This is a genomic window from Parabacteroides sp. ZJ-118 (assembly GCF_011038785.1).
Lineage (GTDB): Bacteria > Bacteroidota > Bacteroidia > Bacteroidales > Tannerellaceae > Parabacteroides.
Genome location: NZ_JAAKDT010000036.1, coordinates 1 through 18,908, shown reverse-complemented (window position 1 = coordinate 18,908; position 18,908 = coordinate 1). Strand labels below are relative to the sequence as shown.

At 44.8% G+C, this 18,908-nt stretch carries 16 protein-coding genes and 2 tRNA genes; 10 read left to right on the top strand and 8 right to left on the bottom strand.

What is annotated here, in order from left to right; genetic code table 11:
* Positions 1-512: 512 nt before the first annotated feature.
* The 3 genes from G7Y39_RS10280 to panC all read right to left on the bottom strand — a co-directional run bounded on the left by G7Y39_RS10280 (position 513) and on the right by panC (position 3,136).
* Positions 513-1,835, bottom strand: coding sequence for an MATE family efflux transporter (locus G7Y39_RS10280; RefSeq protein ID WP_165157390.1), 1,323 nt, complete (start codon positions 1,833-1,835; stop codon positions 513-515).
* Between the two features lie 97 nt (positions 1,836-1,932).
* Positions 1,933-2,283, bottom strand: a complete 351-nt coding sequence (gene panD, locus G7Y39_RS10275; protein ID WP_165157389.1) for an aspartate 1-decarboxylase — start codon at positions 2,281-2,283, stop codon at positions 1,933-1,935.
* A 13-nt stretch (positions 2,284-2,296) separates the two neighbouring features.
* Positions 2,297-3,136 (bottom strand): pantoate--beta-alanine ligase, encoded by an 840-nt coding sequence (gene panC / locus G7Y39_RS10270; RefSeq protein ID WP_165157388.1) that lies wholly within the window; start codon positions 3,134-3,136, stop codon positions 2,297-2,299.
* Between the two features lie 293 nt (positions 3,137-3,429).
* Here panC and G7Y39_RS10265 point away from each other — a divergent pair, with 293 nt between their 5' ends.
* Together G7Y39_RS10265 and G7Y39_RS10260 are read left to right on the top strand one after the other, a co-directional pair.
* Positions 3,430-4,254, top strand: a complete 825-nt coding sequence (locus tag G7Y39_RS10265) for a glycogen/starch synthase (protein ID WP_165157387.1) — start codon at positions 3,430-3,432, stop codon at positions 4,252-4,254.
* An 11-nt stretch (positions 4,255-4,265) separates the two neighbouring features.
* Entirely contained in the window at positions 4,266-5,642 is a 1,377-nt protein-coding gene (locus G7Y39_RS10260; RefSeq protein ID WP_165157386.1) for a DUF4270 domain-containing protein, read from the top strand.
* Between the two features lie 85 nt (positions 5,643-5,727).
* Here G7Y39_RS10260 and G7Y39_RS10255 read toward each other — a convergent pair whose 3' ends face one another.
* The 3 genes from G7Y39_RS10255 to G7Y39_RS10245 are packed head-to-tail and all read right to left on the bottom strand — an operon-like array spanning position 5,728 to position 10,273.
* Entirely contained in the window at positions 5,728-7,020 is a 1,293-nt protein-coding gene (locus G7Y39_RS10255; protein WP_165157385.1) for a glycoside hydrolase family 57 protein, read from the bottom strand.
* 35 nt (positions 7,021-7,055) lie between these two features.
* Positions 7,056-8,324 carry a glycosyltransferase gene (locus G7Y39_RS10250; RefSeq protein WP_165157384.1) on the bottom strand — a complete coding sequence of 423 codons (1,269 nt, stop codon included), beginning with the start codon at positions 8,322-8,324 and terminating at the stop codon, positions 7,056-7,058.
* Positions 8,325-8,338: 14 nt separating this feature from the next.
* On the bottom strand, positions 8,339-10,273 hold the full coding sequence (locus G7Y39_RS10245) for a glycogen debranching enzyme N-terminal domain-containing protein (protein WP_165157383.1): 1,935 nt from the start codon (positions 10,271-10,273) through the stop codon (positions 8,339-8,341).
* Between the two features lie 407 nt (positions 10,274-10,680).
* On the opposite strand from G7Y39_RS10245, the gene G7Y39_RS10235 reads away from it, so the two are divergent.
* From G7Y39_RS10235 to G7Y39_RS10220, 4 genes are all read left to right on the top strand, one after another.
* Positions 10,681-12,780 (top strand): M3 family metallopeptidase, encoded by a 2,100-nt coding sequence (locus G7Y39_RS10235; RefSeq protein WP_206225160.1) that lies wholly within the window; start codon positions 10,681-10,683, stop codon positions 12,778-12,780.
* An 81-nt stretch (positions 12,781-12,861) separates the two neighbouring features.
* Positions 12,862-13,296 (top strand): dCMP deaminase family protein, encoded by a 435-nt coding sequence (locus G7Y39_RS10230; protein ID WP_048928015.1) that lies wholly within the window; start codon positions 12,862-12,864, stop codon positions 13,294-13,296.
* A 13-nt stretch (positions 13,297-13,309) separates the two neighbouring features.
* The gene (locus G7Y39_RS10225) at positions 13,310-15,043 is read left to right on the top strand and encodes a S41 family peptidase (protein ID WP_165157381.1); all 1,734 of its coding nucleotides are present in this window, start codon (positions 13,310-13,312) and stop codon (positions 15,041-15,043) included.
* Positions 14,988-15,503 carry a 5-formyltetrahydrofolate cyclo-ligase gene (locus tag G7Y39_RS10220; protein ID WP_241159998.1) on the top strand — a complete coding sequence of 172 codons (516 nt, stop codon included), beginning with the start codon at positions 14,988-14,990 and terminating at the stop codon, positions 15,501-15,503. Before G7Y39_RS10225 ends, G7Y39_RS10220 begins: the two co-directional genes overlap by 56 nt.
* Positions 15,504-15,612: 109 nt before the next feature.
* Here G7Y39_RS10220 and G7Y39_RS10215 read toward each other — a convergent pair whose 3' ends face one another.
* Together G7Y39_RS10215 and G7Y39_RS10210 are read right to left on the bottom strand one after the other, a co-directional pair.
* Positions 15,613-15,906 carry a DUF721 domain-containing protein gene (locus tag G7Y39_RS10215; protein WP_165157379.1) on the bottom strand — a complete coding sequence of 98 codons (294 nt, stop codon included), beginning with the start codon at positions 15,904-15,906 and terminating at the stop codon, positions 15,613-15,615.
* 2 nt (positions 15,907-15,908) lie between these two features.
* On the bottom strand, positions 15,909-17,006 hold the full coding sequence (locus G7Y39_RS10210; protein ID WP_165157378.1) for a DNA replication/repair protein RecF: 1,098 nt from the start codon (positions 17,004-17,006) through the stop codon (positions 15,909-15,911).
* A 148-nt stretch (positions 17,007-17,154) separates the two neighbouring features.
* On the opposite strand from G7Y39_RS10210, the gene G7Y39_RS10205 reads away from it, so the two are divergent.
* The 4 genes from G7Y39_RS10205 to G7Y39_RS10190 all read left to right on the top strand — a co-directional run bounded on the left by G7Y39_RS10205 (position 17,155) and on the right by G7Y39_RS10190 (position 18,667).
* Complete coding sequence (locus tag G7Y39_RS10205; RefSeq protein WP_165157377.1) at positions 17,155-17,838, top strand: tetratricopeptide repeat protein; 684 nt, start codon at positions 17,155-17,157, stop codon at positions 17,836-17,838.
* 76 nt (positions 17,839-17,914) lie between these two features.
* The gene (ribH, locus tag G7Y39_RS10200; protein WP_165157376.1) at positions 17,915-18,397 is read left to right on the top strand and encodes a 6,7-dimethyl-8-ribityllumazine synthase; all 483 of its coding nucleotides are present in this window, start codon (positions 17,915-17,917) and stop codon (positions 18,395-18,397) included.
* Positions 18,398-18,451: 54 nt separating this feature from the next.
* Positions 18,452-18,534 (top strand) — tRNA-Tyr (locus G7Y39_RS10195).
* A 60-nt stretch (positions 18,535-18,594) separates the two neighbouring features.
* A tRNA-Gly gene (locus tag G7Y39_RS10190) sits at positions 18,595-18,667 on the top strand.
* Positions 18,668-18,908: the final 241 nt, after the last annotated feature.

The following is an 18,908-nucleotide window of genomic DNA, read 5'->3' as shown; positions in this document are numbered from 1 at the left end:
CTTCAATTCTACGTTAAAATATATTTAATCGATTCATCTTTAGATTGATACCGAAAAACGTCCTTTTGTTCTAGCGAAAATCATTCATCCGAACGCATATCCATTGACCTCTTCGGGCGATTCCAGTGGGTTACGACTGGGTTCTAACGAGGTTACAATGCCTATTCACGGCGGTTTACGACCCTATTCATGGCGGTTTATAATGCCCAACGGCAGGCATTGGAGTTGCCCAACGCGACTAAACGTGTAGGTTTTCGTCCCCTTTCGTGCCTGAAAACGGTAATATTCCCACCGAAAAGAGCCGTTTGTGGCTCCCCTTGGCTTCTGGTTTGACCGATCTCAGAAATGTCGCTGTCACGATTCTCCTATAAAAAGAATCAGAAAGAAAGGGAAAGAGCGATTTTGGCGCCTTATCGATAACAGATCTCAGGGTTGTAAGGAGCGGCAAGAAAGCGGTTCCGGAGGTGGCGCAGGTCATTCGGACTCTAAATGAAAGAATCGTGCTCATATACTTATATTCTCTTATTTTGCCAAGAGGCTTTCTTTAAATAGATTACGCTGGCTACGAGCAATCCGCTGTAGTAAATAGCCTCCGTCAAGAAGCATACGGCTACCGGCAGACGCAAGCGCATCCCCGCGACATATACAAAAAGCACATACAGAACCAATACCGCCACTTCCATAAAAAGCGCCGAGCGTGTATTTCCCGTACCCGACACCCCGTTGAACGCCACGTTGGCTACCGATCCGATCAATAAAGAACCGACAATCACATAGACGGATGGAACCGAGGCCGCCACCAATGAGGCGTCATTCGTATAAACAGACAAGACCCACCCCGGCATCGAGCTGACAATAGCGGCAAACACGACCATGATACCCAACGATAACTTGCAGATCCTCCGGATAGTCGGTATAACTTGATCGGTCGCTCCCGCCCCGATACTATTACTCACGAACGTGTTTGTCGTGGTCGCCAAGGAATTAACGGGGATCAACATCACGACGTAAATGCTACGCACGATATTCGCCACCGCCAACTCTCGTTGTCCTAAATGCTCCACAGCGATAAAAAACATAAACCAAGTAGCGATAGACAAGAAATATTGTAGCATCGTAAACACGGAAATATCCAGCACCTGTTTCAACAAACCGAAATCGAAAGAACGAATCCGGTTAAGCGCGTATTTACGTATGTCTACGGTAAGTCTCGTGTAAACCACGAAAAAGAGAATCGATACCGCCTCGGCCATGACGGAAGCGACAGCCGCTCCTTGAATGCCCATCTTGGGGAATCCGGCGTGTCCGAAAATCAAAAGATAATCCAGCAAGACATTTGTCATCGCCATCAAGGCCGCATTCAATGTCAATACCTTTGTACGGGTAATGCCAATAAAAAGAGCCCGGAACATCACGTTCGCGAAAGAGAAGAAGAAGCCGAACACACGCCAATCCAAAAATTCCTCCGTGGCGCTCAGGATAGCGTCCGAAGAAATCAATACACGCATCACGTCTCCCGCGAAAAAACGAGAAAACAGGAACAATATAGCGGCCAACAACAACAGGAAGAAGACACCTTGTATCATGACAGGCCCTATCCGGTCATAACGTCTCTCTCCATTTCTACGGCCGATTACGATTTGAGACCCCGTACTGAAACCGAAGGCGATCGTAAAAGCGCAGATATAATAAAGCCCTCCCATAGCGGAAGCCCCCAACTCAACCTCACCGACCCTACCCAGGAAAGCCGTATCGGTCACGTTTATCACGTTTTGCGCCAACAAGCTCAAAAAGATCGGGTAGCTAACATTCCATATTTTCTTGTTCATATACATAACTCGCTTATTACCTGAATTTATGAAGATAAAAAAAGCCCGCCGCGTCCCGACGAGCCTTTCTTATGATTATAGATCTCTACAAAGTCCAGCGTCGCTATATCAACTTGTTTGTCGCCGTATCGGGAAATATCACGGAAGGCTTGAACGTCTTCGCCTCCTCGAAATCCATCATGGCATACGACATAACGATAATAACATCTCCGGGTTGAGCCTTACGGGCAGCCGCTCCATTCAAGCAGACCACTCCCGAGCCACGTTCGCCCTTGATAATATACGTCTCAAAACGTTCTCCGTTGTTATTATTCACGACCGAGACCTTCTCGTTCGCGATCAAATTGGCGGCGTCCAACAAATCCTCGTCGATAGTGATGCTACCGATATAGTTTAAGTTAGCCTCCGTTACCGTTACCCGGTGAATTTTTGACTTTACTACCTCTATAAACATGTATGACTTATAATTAGTATTTGATATTGTCGATCAAACGTACCTCCCCGCAATATACCGTGACGCAACCTACCGGATAATCGGTATCCGACCAGTCCTGGATAGACTCCAATGTATCGCCATCTACGATCGCATAGTACTCAACTTCCATGACAGGATCGCTATTAATGGTGTTGACAACATAGTCAATAACTTCTTGTACGCTTTTTCCGGGCGCAAAGGTAGTACTTTCTTTTAACGTACGAGCGATTAACGGAGCTTTTTGACGTTGTTCCGGTGTCAGACGGGTATTCCGGCTGCTCAAGGCCAAGCCATCGCTCTCACGAACGATCGGGCAAGCATTGATCGTGACAGGGATATTCAATTGTCTCACCATCGCCCGGATCACGGCGATCTGCTGGAAATCCTTTTCCCCGAAATAAGCGTTATCCGGCTCCACGATATAGAACAACTTGCTTACCACCTGCGCTACGCCGTTAAAATGCCCCGGACGCTTAGCGCCTTCCATCACCTCAGATACCGTTCCCAAGTCAAACGTACGAGTATCAGGCTCCGGATACATTTCTTCTACCGAGGGAGCGAACACGTAATCACAACCGGCAGATTCTAATAACGCACAATCCGCCTCCAACGTACGGGGGTACGTTTCCAAGTCATGTTTATCATTAAATTGAGTTGGATTTACAAAAACACTAACTACGCATACATCATTGTCTCTCACGCAACGCTGTACCAGGCTAAGATGTCCGTTATGCAGTGCTCCCATGGTAGGGACAAAGCCAATTTTCTTATTATCTTGCTTTACATCAGCGAGATAATCCTTCAGGTCTTTAATACTATTTACTATTTTCATCAGATAGATGCTTAATTGACGGTGCAAAGCAACTAAATAATTACCGTAAATAAAACATTAGTTCGTAAAAAAAAGCAGATATAGGCTAAGCGTGAAGATGGTGTCAAGATAATCCCTCTTGGATGTCTCAAGGATTAAAACTCAAATTGGCTTATAAAGGGTTCATAAAAGGTTCAAACATTTCTATGTTCTTGGTTTAGGTTCCAACAACTTATCAGATTTTCTCCTCATCCTGCCATTATTACGCAAGTTTTTCGTACATTTGTAGCGTCTTTATAAAACTAGTTTACAGAATGGATGCAAAAAAGATCTTGTTTATAGCCCAAGAAATCACTCCCTACCTTCCCGAATCCGAGATCGCGACAATATGTAGAAATTTGCCGCAAGGAATTCAGGAGCGTGGTCGCGAAATCAGGACATTCATGCCAAAATTCGGAAATATCAACGAGCGCCGCAATCAGTTGCACGAGGTTATCCGTCTGTCTGGCATGAATCTCATTATTGACGACACAGACCATCCTCTGATCATTAAGGTAGCGTCCATTCAATCGGCCCGGATGCAGGTTTACTTTATTGACAACGAGGATTTCTTCCAACGGAAATCCACGGTCAGCGATGAGAATGGAAATGAGTATGAGGATAATGACGACCGTTCGATCTTCTACGTGCGCGGCGTATTGGAAACCGTAAAAAAATTGCGTTGGATTCCCGACGTAATCCACTGTCATGGCTGGATGTCAGCTTTAACGGCTCTTTACATCAAAAGAATGTATGCCGATGACCCGTGCCTGCGTAACGCGAAAATCGTTTATTCGATCTACAACGATGATTTCAAGAGCCCGCTGAATAAAGATTTCGCGGCAAAACTGAAGGCGGACGGAGCCAAAGAGGCTGACTTGAAATTAATCAAGACGGATACGAGTTTTGTAAGCCTAACCAAATTAGCGATTAATTTCGCTGATGGTGTAATCCAAGGTAGCGAGACGATCAATCAAGAAGTCCTTGATTATATCTCGACCAAGAAAGATACTCCTTTCCTTCCCTATCAGTCACCGGAAACGTATATGGACGAGTTCAATAAGTTCTACGACGTGGTATTGGATTCTAACACGAAATAATAAATGCAGTAATGAAAATCAAGCTTTTAATACTTGGACTTGGCCTTGGCGCTAGCATTTTGGCCGGGTGTAATGATGATTTGAGTTCGATAGGAACAAGTATTCAGCCAGGCGACGATACAATTGCGGTATATACGGACACGTTCCGGATACAAGCCTCCACGGTGCGATTAGATTCTATTTACGCAAGGTCTACTAGCGCCCAGTTGGGAGAACTTTACGATCCGCTGTATGGCAACCTTGTATCGGATTATATGTGCCAATTTTATTGTCCGAATGATTTTCAATTCGCGCATACACCTTATGAGGGGAAAATTGACTCGGTAGAGTTCAATATATATTACAATGGTTCCAATAAAAACGGTGTGTGGGTAGGAGATTCTTTGGCGCCTATGCGTGCGGAGATCTTTAAAATCACAAGTCCGTTACAAAAAAACTTTTATACAAATATTGACCCCAAGCAATATTGCGATATGCAAACGTCAATGGGAGCTCAAGCTTATACGGCTTATAACACTGGTATTTCCGACTCCCTTAAAAACTCTGGTAGTTACAGACCTCATGTAAGCATTAAAATGCCTACAGCATTCGGACAGAAATTTTATGATGAGACCATCAATAATCCGGGTACGTTCAAAAATCAAGAAACTTTTAATGCGTTTTTCCCGGGGCTTTATGTAACGACCACCTTCGGTAGTGGTAATATATTGTCCGTGGCCAGCTCTCTCCTTAAGATCTATTATAATTATGCGGTTAAAAGCACGGCTGGAAAAGACTCTTTAATAACCACATGGGAAGCTTTCTCCACCACTAAGGAGGTTATTCAGCTAAGTCGCTTTAAAAACACGGATATGAGTCAATTGCTTCAACCGAACGACAGCTATGCATTTTTCAAGACTCCGGCCGGTGTTTGTACACGCATCGTTCTTCCAACCAAGGAAATCACTCCGATCATGAAAAAACGTATCGTGAATAATTTACCGCTAGAGCTGAGAGCGATGCCGCAAGAAGATTGGCGATATGCATTGGCTCCTTCCCCTTATTTATTGATCTTGCCAGAGGATTCTGTAAAAAGTTTCTTTGAGGGTAGTCAGGTTGACAACAATGTAACCTCATTTCTATCGGAGGCTTACGACGCGACTACTCGCACGTACTCATTCCCGAATCTTGCCAATTTATTAAAATATCAGATGGAGAATAATCCGGACAAGGATTTGAGTCTACTTCTCATCCCTGTTGACCGGACAACGACCACAAGCACCAGTTACGGTCAAAGTACAGTGGTTACAACAGCCATCACGAATTATCTAGCTCCTTCAGGAGTAAAGATACGAAAGGATGAAGAGGTGATGAAGATTAGCATTACGTCATGTAAATATGCCAGATAGGGGTATAAAAAATGACGGGTTCCTTTTTTAGGGACCCGTCACTCTCCAAGAATAATCCAGTCAGATCAATCAGCGCGAAAGCGACTTATTTCTTCGCTGTCTTCTTTTTCAATTTATCCAATTCTTTCTGTAGACTCTCGATCTCTTCTCCCTGATTCTTAATCGTAGAAAGCAATGAATTCAATTCCTCATTCTCTATATTTTCCGGGAATTCCGCATTTACACGGACAATAAAATCAGAAAGAACATTCATATAGTTATTAAACGCGTCATACGGATTATCGTAAGGGCTAAAGCCTCCCTGTCCCATATGCTTTGTACTCATATAATAGAAATGGTCACTGCTCTGCAGATAGTACCAGTCCTGACGGATGCGACGAGTCTGAGACAAGCGAACACGTTCGCCGATCTCGTTAATCTTACGGAATGCCTCCTGCTGCAATACATTTCCTAACCAAGAGCTGCAATCTCTCTCCTCATCTACCCAAGAGATCGGATAAGGAACGGAAATAGAGTCTACCGGCTTGATCAATGTAAATATTTCCGATGGAGTAGAGAAACTTATTCCCTTATCCGCGGCAAAACGAGGCAAAGCCTTGAAGAACTCAAAAATACCGGTTGAAGCAGAATGCAAAGATCCCAGCACCTCATAATTCATAAACAAACTAATGATTTGCTCTGAATCCGGAGTAGCGGCGATCCATGACACATACTTATCGGCCGTCAAAGGATACTCATTCCAACTATAATCACTAAAACGATTCGATAAATCCTCGCTGAAACGGTCATTCTTCAATAACAAGCTCAACTTCGGAGCTACGCAAGAAGAATACATATAGTTCGGGCTCTTCCAACCTAAGATATGCTTAGCGCCCTCCGTCAACATTCCCTTATAGCCCATCTCAGAAACCATAGCGGAAATATCATCCGAGTAGATCAACTCCGTATTACGGAACACTTTCGGTTTAACCCCGAATAAGGTCTTGATCTTATCTTCTTGTTTCTTTATTTGATGCTTGAACTCCTCCGGATCTCCCAAGGAAGAAAGAGAATGAGCATACGTCTCAGACAAGAATTCCACATTCCCTGTAGCCGCCAATTCCTTAAAGCTATCGATCACTTCCGGCGTATAAATCTCCATCTGTTCCAACGCTACGCCGGAAATAGAGAACGCTACCTTAAACTTACCGCCACTGGTCTTGATCATCTCCAAAATAGTCCGGTTAGCCGGCAAATAACACTGTTCTGCTATACGATGGATAATCTCCTCATTCTGGAAATCATCGTAATAGTAATGGTCGTTACCGATATCGAAGAAGCGATATCTTTTTAAACGGAACGGCTGATGTATTTGAAAATAAAAGCAGATCGTTTTCATAATATTGTTTGTTTTATTTTTGTCTTGTCGTTAATTTATTTGTTACCTATCACATTGTCGTAAATACGACGAACCTTTTGCCCGGCATATTCCCACTTGATATTATCTACCTCTTTCTTGCCTTCCACTTTCAAGAACTCATGCATGGCAGGATAAGTGATAATAGAATACATGGCATCCGCCAACGCCTCTATGTCCCAATAATCCACCTTAATCGCATAATCCAGGATCTCGGCGCAACCCGATTGTTTGGAAATGATAGAGGGTACACCACATTGCATCGCTTCCAACGGAGAGATACCAAAAGGCTCGGAAACCGAAGGCATCACATATACGTCACTGGCTTTCAATACCTCGTATACCTGCTTGCCCTTCATAAATCCGGTAAAGTGGAAACGATCTGAGATATTACGTGCCGCAGCCAAACGAATCATTTGATCCATCATATCACCACTACCAGCCATCACGAAACGTGCGTAAGGAGCCTTAGCCAAAACCTTCGCGGCAGCCTCAACGAAATATTCCGGCCCTTTCTGCATCGTGATACGACCTAAGAATGTAATAACCTTATCCTTTACACCCTTTTTATCCGAGATCGCCAAAATCTCAGGGCTCAAAGGCTCTACGGCGTTATGTACGGTCGTTACCTTAGCTGGATTTTGATGATATTTCTCGATCACCGTCTGGCGAGTCAAATTACTCACCGTTATAATATGATCCGCATTGTCCATACCATTCTTCTCGATCGCATAAACATCCGGATTCACATTTCCGCGGCTACGATCGTAATCCGTAGCATGAACATGGATTACCAAAGGTTTACCACTCACATTTTTAGCGTGAATACCCGCCGGATAAGTCAACCAGTCGTGCGCATGGATGATATCATACTCTTCCGTACGAGCGATCACACCTGCCACGATCGAATAGTTATTAATCTCTTCCAGCAAGTTATCCGGATAACGTCCGGAGAATTCAAGGCAACCTAAATCATTCACATGGCGGTAACTAAAATCCGCATAAATATGATCCCGATACTTATAATACTGATCAGCATTCATCCCCGCTTTGGAAACCCGTTGCTGTACATACTCATGGTCAACATCCCTCCAAACAATCGGGACTTGGTTGACACCCACTATCTTCAGAAAGCTCTGGTCTTCATCGCCCCAGGGCTTCGGTATACAAAAAGTAATATCCATATCGGGCTGCATCGCCATGCCTCGTGTCAAACCGAAACTGGCCGTTCCTAAACCGCCCAAGATATGAGGAGGAAATTCCCATCCAAACATTAATGCTTTCATAATGGTACCTAGTTTTATTCGGCGTTATACTTCTTCAACAAATCCACGACACGGAGGATAGCCGCAACGTTCATCGCAAAAGAGACAGCTCCACGTCCGGTAAACGGCGGGTTACCATCAAACAATTCCGGGATTGTCCCGATACAGTGCAATGACATCTCCTCCTCCAAGCTTATCAACATACGTTCGGCAAAAGCAACGCCACTCTTTCCGAATACACGCAAATAAGCTTCCAAATAGGCGCCTAACAACCACGGCCAAGCAGTACCTTGGTGATAAGCCAAATCTCGTTCATATTGCGGCCCTACATAATAGGGGCGATATCCTTCGCTTTTCGGACTCAAGGAACGCAAGCCTTTCGGGGTAAGCAGCTCTTTCGTCACGATATCCACCACGGCGCGTTTCTGCATCCTCGTCAATGGAGAATAAGGCAATGCCACCGCGAAAATCATATTAGGCCGTACGCTCCAATCCACCGTAGAGCCGTTTACAGAATCGAACAAATAATTATACCCATTCACGAACGTTTCCGGGAACGATTTATCCATCGACTTGATAATCGGATCAACACCTTCGACAGGTACTCCACCCATCAATTCCGTATAAAAACAAAGCGCGTTATACCAAAGTGCGTTAATTTCCACTATATAACCGGAACGAGACACGACAGGTTTCCCGTTTACAGTAGAGTTCATCCAAGTAATCGCCTTATCCTTTCCATTAGCGAAAAGTAAACCGTTCTCCATCAATTTCATATCAGGATGTTTCTGATCCCGTATATAGTCGATAATTTCTTTCACGACATCGCTGTATAGCTCACGCGCTTTCTCAATGCTCTCATGTTTAGCATACTGTTGGATCGCCCAGATCGCCCATAAAAAGACATCCGGATGCTCGATCTCACGAATCACCGCGTCGAAACGCCCATTCTCCATATACGCCCGGATCGCCGGTATCGCCGTATGCATGATCTTCTCGAAACGAACCGGATCATCGATAGATAACGTACTTCCCGGAAGAGCTACGAACAAATCTCTCGCACGTACTTTAAACCATGGATAGCCCGCCAATAAATAAGCGTCGTCTTCCTTCGGACGGAAATAAAATTGTTGCGCTGAATTTTTCAAACAATTGAAGAAGCTGGTACGAGGCGTACGAGCTACGACCTCATGCTCAAACAAAGATTTCAGACGAGTAGTCGCCACGGCACTATCGCCAGCGCTGAAAATAATAGTCTCACCTTTCTTGATGGGGATCTCGAAATAGCCGGGGACATATAAATCCTCCTGATAAGGGTATCCCCTCTCTTGTTCTTTCGGATACTCGATGCCATTGTACCAATACGGCTCATACACAAACTTAACTTTCTTGTTAAATTGCATATACAGCTCCGGATAACCGGGATACATACAGGTCTTGATTCCGTTTGTGACTTCCTCATAAGATTGGTTCACGTTGCCATTGGCTTGCGTTAAGTTCCTCACGCTACGGAAAGCGAGGAAAGGACGGAAACGTAAGGTCGTAGCGGAATGAGCATCTTCCAACGTGTACTTGATCATGATACGATTCTCGTACATGGAAAACACTTTTTCTTTCGAAAAGATCACACCTCCTACACGATAAAGCGTACGAGGTACTGTCTCAGAGCCATACTCGCGGATGTACTTATGTCCCTTGGGACTAAAATTATTGCCTGCATATTTATGCAATCCAAGATTAAATTCGGCACCATGTTGAATTACCGTTTCATCAAAAGAAGACAGTAACACATGGTTGTCATCATCAATCGCAGGCACAGGCATAACGAGTAGTCCGTGGTATTTCCTGGTATTACAATCAACAACAGTAGTGCAGTGATAGGCTCCCAAACGGTTGGTTCGAAGCACCTCACGAGTCAGCGACTCTTCCAGGTTTATCATTACTGTTTTGTCAAATTTAAGATAACTCATATGTGTATTTGGGTTTTAAGTTACTTTCTTTAGTATCAAAATGAAACTATTTCCATTTCCGAAAATCAAAAGTATTATTTAATAACTAAAAAAACAAACCGCCTTTTATATTTATTTAGAGAAAAAGACATTCCTCTTCTACGATAAACCTATAGATCAGGGTCTTAAAGAGGAAGGTGCTCTAAAGGTGTGTTGTCAAACATATAAATTTTTGTTAATCAATCCTATCTTCATATTCATCAAGGCTCAAAATCAGGGTACAGCCCTCCCGAAGAACAAGCCTTGGGTTAGTCATAAGAGATGTTCTATTTTTCATTTTAAATCAATCTGAATACAAAAACAGATGCCGATAATGCTCCTGTGATTAAAATAACTACCTTTGGAGAAATTTTCAAACAATTTTTAATATGAGGAAGTTGTTATATAGTGTAATAATTTTATTAAGTGCAATTCAAATGACACACGCGGCAAATAACCCTTTCTTCGAGAAGTTTAAAACTCCGTTCGAGACCCCTCCTTTCGATAAGATCAAGATCGGGCACTACGAGCCTGCTTTCGATGAAGGAATCAAGCAAATGGAAAAAGAGGTGCAAGAGATCGCCAATAACCCGCAACCTGCTACTTTCGAGAATACGGTAGTGGCTCTGGAACGTAGCGGCAAATTATTGGAAACCGTCTCTTCTGTCTTTTTTAATGTGTTAGCGGCAGAGGCAAACGATGAGATGATGGAAATCTCTCGACGTATCTCCCCGAAGTTATCCCAGGCATCCAATAACATCTTCTTAAATGAGAAGCTACTTGTCCGGGTCCAATCGATCTATGATAAAAAAGAGCAGTTAAACCTGTCTACCGAGGATGCTAAATTGCTGGAAAACCTTTACGAGTCGTTTAAAGCGAATGGGGCTACACTAAATAAAGAGGACAAGGAAAAATACCGCAAGCTATGTATGGACCTAAGTATATTAACCTTGCAGTTCGATCAAAACGCGTTGAAAGATAAAAACCGGTTCGAATTACTGCTAACAGACGAGAATGAATTATCCGGCTTACCCGAAAGTGCTCGTGACGCTGCAGCCCTGTTAGCCAAGAGCAAAGATAAAAACGGATGGTTATTCAATCTCTCGGCACCGAGTTACATTCCATTCATGCGTTACTCCGACAGGCGTGATTTGCGAGAAAAAATGTATCGTGAATACATGAGCGTAGGGAATAAGGGAGATGAGTTCGACAATAAGGACATTATCAAAAAGATTGTTAATATCCGCCTGGAGATCGCCAAGTTGATGGGATTCAAAAACTACGCTGAATATGCGCTGGAGCACACGATGGCTAAAAACTCAGCGAACGTATACAAATTATTGAATCAGTTACTCGAAGCTTACAAGCCGATAGCGATCAACGAATACAATGCGATAGGAGGGTTTGCGTCAGGTACAGAGAAAGAGAATATCACCGTTATGCCTTGGGACTGGAGTTATTATTCCGAGAAGTTACGGGACATCCGTTTCAAGGTAAACGACGAGGTGACTCGCCCTTATTTCGAGTTGAGCAACGTGAAGAAAGGCGTATTCGGATTGGCGACTCGGCTCTACGGCATCACCTTTAAGGAGAACAAGAAAATCCAGGTTTATCATCCGGAAGTAGACGCTTATGAGGTATACGATGCCGATGGCAAGTTCCTAGCGATCCTTTACACGGATTTCTTCCCTCGGGACGGAAAACAATCCGGCGCTTGGATGAACAATATCAAGGCTCAATACAAAGATAAAAACGGAAAAGATAGCCGTCCGCAGATCGTTATCGTGATGAACTTTACCCGTCCGACAGATACAAAGCCTTCTTTGTTAAGCTTCGACGAGGTGAACACGCTTTTGCATGAGTTCGGGCACTCCCTACATGGCATGCTAGCGCAAGGGACATATTCCAGCCTTTCGGGGGCCAGCGTTTATCGTGATTTCGTAGAATTACCCTCCCAGATCATGGAGAACTGGTTGACTGAAAAAGAGTTCTTGGACCAATTAGCCGTTCATTACCAGACTGGAGAGAAAATCCCGCAAGAGATGATACAAAGCTTGATAAACGCTTCCAACTTCAACGCCGGTTACCTTTGTTGCCGCCAATTAAGCTTCGGCTTGCTCGATATGGCATGGCATACGTTGGAGCAACCTTTTGACGGTGACGTAGCGGCATTCGAGAAAAAGGCTTGGGCTCCGACGGTAATCGTACCGGAAGTACCGGAAGCCTTGATGGGCACCAGCTTCGGACATATCTTCTCCGGAGGATACGCGGCAGGCTATTACGGGTATAAATGGGCCGAGGTATTAGACGCCGACGCTTTCTCCGTATTCAAGTCGAAAGGAATCTTCAACAAGGAGGTCGCCAAATCTTTCCGTGACAATATATTATCCAAAGGTGGCACGGAAGATCCCACCGTGTTATACAAGCGTTTCCGCGGACAAGAGCCTACGATAGATGCTCTATTAATCCGTAACGGCATTAAGAAGTAATAAATTACCGGGCTTATCGCCCGGTAAATCCAAATAATCACTACCTTCGCGGTTTGGATTAAAAGACAAACGAGTAAACAAATGTGCGAGAAAACAGAAAAACAGCACGAATTAGATAAACGTTACCTGCGAATGGCCGCTATCTGGGCCGAGAATTCGTACTGTAAACGACGCCAAGTGGGTGCGTTATTAGTAAAAGATAAAATGATCATATCCGACGGATACAATGGGACACCCGCCGGTTTTGAAAATATTTGCGAAGACGAGAACAATGTCACCAAGCCTTATGTTCTACATGCGGAGGCTAACGCCATCACAAAAGTGGCAGCCTCATCGAACAGCAGTAAAGGAGCGACCATTTATGTCACCTCCTCTCCTTGCATCGAATGCGCGAAATTAATCATACAATCTGGGATCAAGCGAGTGGTCTATTCCGAGAATTATCGCATAGCGGACGGCTGCGAATTATTGAAGCGTGCCGGCATTATAGTAGATTATATAGATTTGAACGAATAAATAAAACGTTTTTATGGATAAAAGTAAAAGACTGGCCGTATGGCTCCCGGTTATCATCGCGGCCAGTATCGCTTTAGGTATCTTTATTGGGAACCATTATTTATCTATCAGTCAAGGGAAGAAACGATCCTACTCCAGCGGCAACAAGATAAATGCCATCTTGGACATCATCAACGAGCAATATGTTGACACGGTTAGCACGTCTAAATTGGTAGAAAGTACGATCCCAAAAATATTCAGCGAATTAGACCCTCACTCCGTATATATTCCCGCGGAAGAGGCTTCCGCGGTGAATGAGGAGCTGGAAGGTTCTTTCAGTGGCATTGGCGTATCATTCAATATGCAAACCGATACGATCCTAGTGATCAGCGTAATTAGCGGTGGTCCGGCGGAAAAAGCAGGCTTACTGCCCTTCGACCGGATCATCTCGATCAATGATTCTATTTTTTCCGGAAAGAAAAAGAACCAAGGAGAGATCGTGAAGACACTCCGGGGCACAAAGAACAGTACGGTGAAACTGGGCGTACAGCGAGGGAATTCCCCCGAGTTGCTCTACTTTGACGTAACCCGTGGAGATGTCCCTGTTAATTCGGTCGATGTTTCTTATGAGGCGGCTAAAGGGATAGGTTACATTAAGGTTAGCAAATTCGCCCGGAATACTTATAATGAGTTCATCACGGCGATCGCCAAGCTAAGACAAGCGGGTTGTACCTCTTTCGTGATTGATTTACGGGGTAATACCGGCGGGTATATGGATGCCGCGATCAATATGATCAACGAATTCATGCCGGAAGGACGCTTGATCGTCTACACGGAAGGCAAATCATTTCCCCGTTCCGATGTATACGCAAACGGAACCGGTACTTGTAAAGACGCCCCGATCGTGGTATTGACCGATGAGATCTCGGCTTCCGCCAGTGAGATATTCTCCGGAGCGATCCAAGATAACGACCGTGGAACGATTATCGGACGAAGAACGTATGGCAAGGGTCTGGTACAAACCCAAATGTCGTTGAGCGACGGTTCAGAGATGCGATTGACCATCGCCCGTTATTACACGCCGTCCGGTCGCTGTATCCAGAAGAAATATGAGATGGGCAATACGGATGCTTACGACCAAGATATCTATAACCGGTATATGCACGGCGAGTTCGACTCGGCCGATAGCATCAAGATGGATGATTCCTTGAAATACCAGACCGTGGGCGGACGTACCGTATACGGCGGGGGAGGTATCATGCCGGATATCTTTATCCCTCGTGACACGAGCGGCATTACCTCTTACTACTCAAGTGTGGTAAATAGCGGCGTGCTTTACCTGTATGCGCTCGAGTACTCGGATCGCCATCGGGAGAAACTAGGCTCATTCAAGACTTGGGAGGAATTATATAATTACTTGCAGCGACAGCCACTCCTTTCCGACTTCGTGAACTTCGCGGCTACCAAGGGCATCAAAAGACGTCCCACATTAATCAATATATCCGGCAAGTTAATCGAGAACCAACTGCAAGCATATATCGTAAGGAATTTCTTCGACGAGGCGGGCTTCTACCCGATTTTCCTAAAAGATGATGTTACCTTATTACGTGCGATCAAGATCTTGCAAGCGGGAAAATCCGTACCGAATGCGGAACTATTAAAACAATCGGCGAATGGAGACTTACACAGCCAAGCAGGCCCTACGAAAAGATATGGCCTCTCGAAAAAAAGGATATTCGAGGATTACCTTGTGCGAGCTATCGGATAAGATCATGGACCGCTTGGAGCAGACAGAACTGTTCCAAGCGGCTTCTTGTATCGCCCTTTATCACGCTATAGCGGGAGAAGTACAGACCGCCGGTTTTATCGAGAAATGGTACCAGAAGAAAAAGCTTCTGCTACCCTTGATCGTTGGAGACGATTTGAGATTGCTTCTTTACGAAGGGCCGGAGTCCTTAGAACCCGGGCCTTTCGGGATATTAGAGCCTAAGGCGGACGGCATGGAAGTTCCAAAGCATGAGATCGACTTGATTATCGTGCCCGGAGTCGCCTTTGATAAAGACAAGAACCGCATGGGGCGAGGAAAAGGTTTCTACGACCGACTCCTTTCCACGCTCAGCGCTCCCAAGGTTGGTATATGCTTCGGGTTCCAGATGATACCACAGGTCCCGGCAGAGCCGTTCGACAAGAAAATGGATTACGTAATAACAGAAGACACCATCTACTGATCTCTCTGCGGAACATCTACTTACTCGGTCAAGCCATCTATACTTACCGGGGCCGGGCCGTAAATATTACTTGGCCCAGTAAGTAACAGAGCGGATGGAAAAGCCACACTCAATGAAAAACGATGTTGGCAATGACCGAGGCGCCCGCGTAATCATTCAAGCTTTTCACCAATCGCTCCCGGCAAAGAGTCAACTCACTACGGAGCACGGAGGAAGTCAATGAGACATGAAGCACCCTATCACGTACATATATATTACGTGTATACTGCATGATCGTAGCCCCTAATACCTCTCCCCACGCACGTTGAACCCGGATCTCCATCATTTTCTCGTACAACTCGGTATGATCCTCGAAAAAATCACGAAGCACTTCCCCCAATGACTGTGTATTTCTTCTCTGCATCCTTATTCCTCCATCGGTTGTACCTCGCCACGTTCCACACGGAAGAGAGCATAGTCACGGTTCATAGCCAATAATATCTCATCCAGATACTTCCGATTCGTATCTGTAATAAAAATCTGCCCGAAGTCATTCTCGCTGACCAGCTTGATGATCTGCTCCACACGGCAGGCGTCCAGTTTATCGAAAATATCATCCAACAGCAAGATAGGTGTAGTCTGCCCCCGTTTATTCAAAAAAGCGAACTGAGCGAGTTTCAAGGCAATCAGATAGGTCTTATTCTGTCCTTGCGAGCCCACCCGGCGAATCAGATACCCGCCCAACGTCATTTCCAGCTCATCCTTATGAATACCGGAAGAGGTATAACCCAATATACGATCCCGTTCCCGGCTCATCGCCAATTTCCCGGCAAGCTCCGTTTCCTCCAATCGCGAGATATAATGCAGCCCGACCTCCTCGGCAGAGCCGCAGATCGTCTGGTAATACGCATTAAAGATCGGGGTAAAATCCTCCACCAACTTTTTCCGCTTCTCGTAAACGATTCGGCCGTACATACCCAGCTGCATCTCCAATACCTCATAGAGAGAAGCATCCATGCTTTGATCTTTCAGCAAGGTATTCCGTTGGAGCAACGCTTTATTATATTGGATAAGCGCATGCAGGTAAGGCTTGTCCTGCTGCGAGATGATCAAGTCCAGAAAACGGCGTCGCTCATCGCTTCCACCCCGGATCAAGTCGGCATCAGCCGGAGAGACCATAACCAACGGCAATAGGCCAATATGCTCGGACAGCTTGTCGTACTCCTTCTTATTCCGTTTGAACTGTTTGCGTTGCTTGCGCCGTATGGCACAGAAAATCTCCTCCTCATGTCCCTCATAATCATAGTTACCCTGCAACACGCAAAGATCTTGATCACCGTTTATTATCTGGCTATCAGGTGTGTTAATATGGCTCTTGCAAAACGAGAGATAATAAATGGCGTCCAACAGATTCGTCTTCCCCATCCCGTTATTGCCGAAAAAGCAATTCATCTTGGGCGAGAAAGCGACCTCGGACTGAAGTATATTTTTGTAATTGAGAACAGAAAGCTTCCTAAGTATCATCTAAACCGTATTGATCGTACAAAATTAAAAAATATACTTCTAAGTATAGATTATATCAGCAAAAAAAACTACTTTTGCGCTTTGAATCGCCAACCATATGGTATGGCTTGAAATCAGCGATAAAATTAATAAATAACTATAACACATTATGGCTACTAAAGAAAAGGACACCAACAAGGAGTTAGAAGTGGAAGAGATTGTCTCTAAATCGGAGCAATTCATTGAAAACAATTCAAAGAAGATTATTTACGGTATAATAGCTGTCGCACTCGTTGTTGGAGCTGTCTTGGGAATCAAGCATGGTTATTTAATTCCTCAGGAGAAAAAAGCGGCTGCCGCCATGTTCAAGGGCGAGCAGTACTTTGCCAAAGACTCTTTCGCCTTGGCTTTAAACGGCAATGGAGCGGACTATGAAGGTTTTGAGGCTATCATCGACCAATATGGAAGCACGGACGCCGGAAACTTGGCGAAGGCTTATGCAGGTATCTGTTACTACAAGATGGGCGATACGCAGAAAGCGATCGATTTATTGAAATCTTTCAGCGGAAAGGATCAAATGGTAGCTCCGGCGGTTACGGGTTTGATCGGTGATTGCTACGTGAACATGGGCAATACGAAAGAGGGAATCAGCTATTTCGAGAAAGCCGCCAAGGAGGCCGACAACGAGGTGATCAGCCCGATTTACTTGAAGAAGGCCGGTATCGCTTACGAGAACTTGAAAGAATACGACAAGGCCGTAAAAGCTTACACGACTATCAAGGACAAGTATTACACTTCCACGGAGGCATCCGATATCGATAAGTATATCACCCGTGCTTCGGCTGGAAAGTAAACAGACAGTATATTATATAGCATAAACAGAGGGTGTCTCGGTCAAACAAGGCATCCTCTTCTTTTAAAGAACGAGTATGGCTACAGCTTATCAAAATTTATCCGAGTACGATTTCAACAGCGTACCCGACGCTTCAGAGATGAACATCGGCATCGTAGTTGCGGAATGGAACAAGAACATTACCGAGAAGTTATTGGAAGGTGCTTGCAACACGCTTGAAAAGCACGGGGTGAAACCGGAAAACATCGTAGTTAAACGAGTTCCGGGTAGTTTTGAACTGACTTTTGGAGCCAAAAGGTTGGCCGAGACAAAAGAATTAGACGCCGTGATCGTTCTGGGATGCGTCGTAAAAGGTGATACCCCACATTTTGACTACGTTTGTTCCGGCGTTACGCAAGGCATTACAGAATTGAATTTAATGTACGATATTCCTTTCATTTTCGGACTGTTAACCACCGAAACCATGCAACAATCCGAGGATCGTTCGGGAGGTAGATATGGGAACAAGGGGGACGAGGCGGCAGTTACCGCAATAAAAATGGTAAATTTTTCTGCATAAACGCTTGCGGGTTTCAAAATAAATCGTACCTTTGCACTGCAATTAAGAACAAGGGGGCAGTTACCAGAGTGGCCAAATGGGGCTGACTGTAACTCAGCTGGCTTTCGCCTTCGGTGGTTCGAATCCATCACTGCCCACCTTAATTGATCGGTTCACGCGGTGAGCCTGTTCTTTCGGAAACGGAGAGAACACATATCGCGGAAGTAGCTCAGTTGATAGAGCATTAGCCTTCCAAGCTGAGGGTCGCGGGTTTGAGCCCCGTCTTCCGCTCTAAGAAAAGAGGTAAATCGAAAGGTTTCCCTCTTTTTTTATATCCTTATATTACGACGAGCCATACTTTGCCAACGCACCTAAGATACTTGGGGGATGGACCTAAGATGCTTTTTATACGAAACAAAGCCTAATCGCGTGACGGATATCGTTTCCTCCAATACATTTTTTATGATTCAAGAAGCCACATCATTCCCGTGGGTTGCCCGCTATAAAATAGTACCCTCTCCGAAAGAACGAG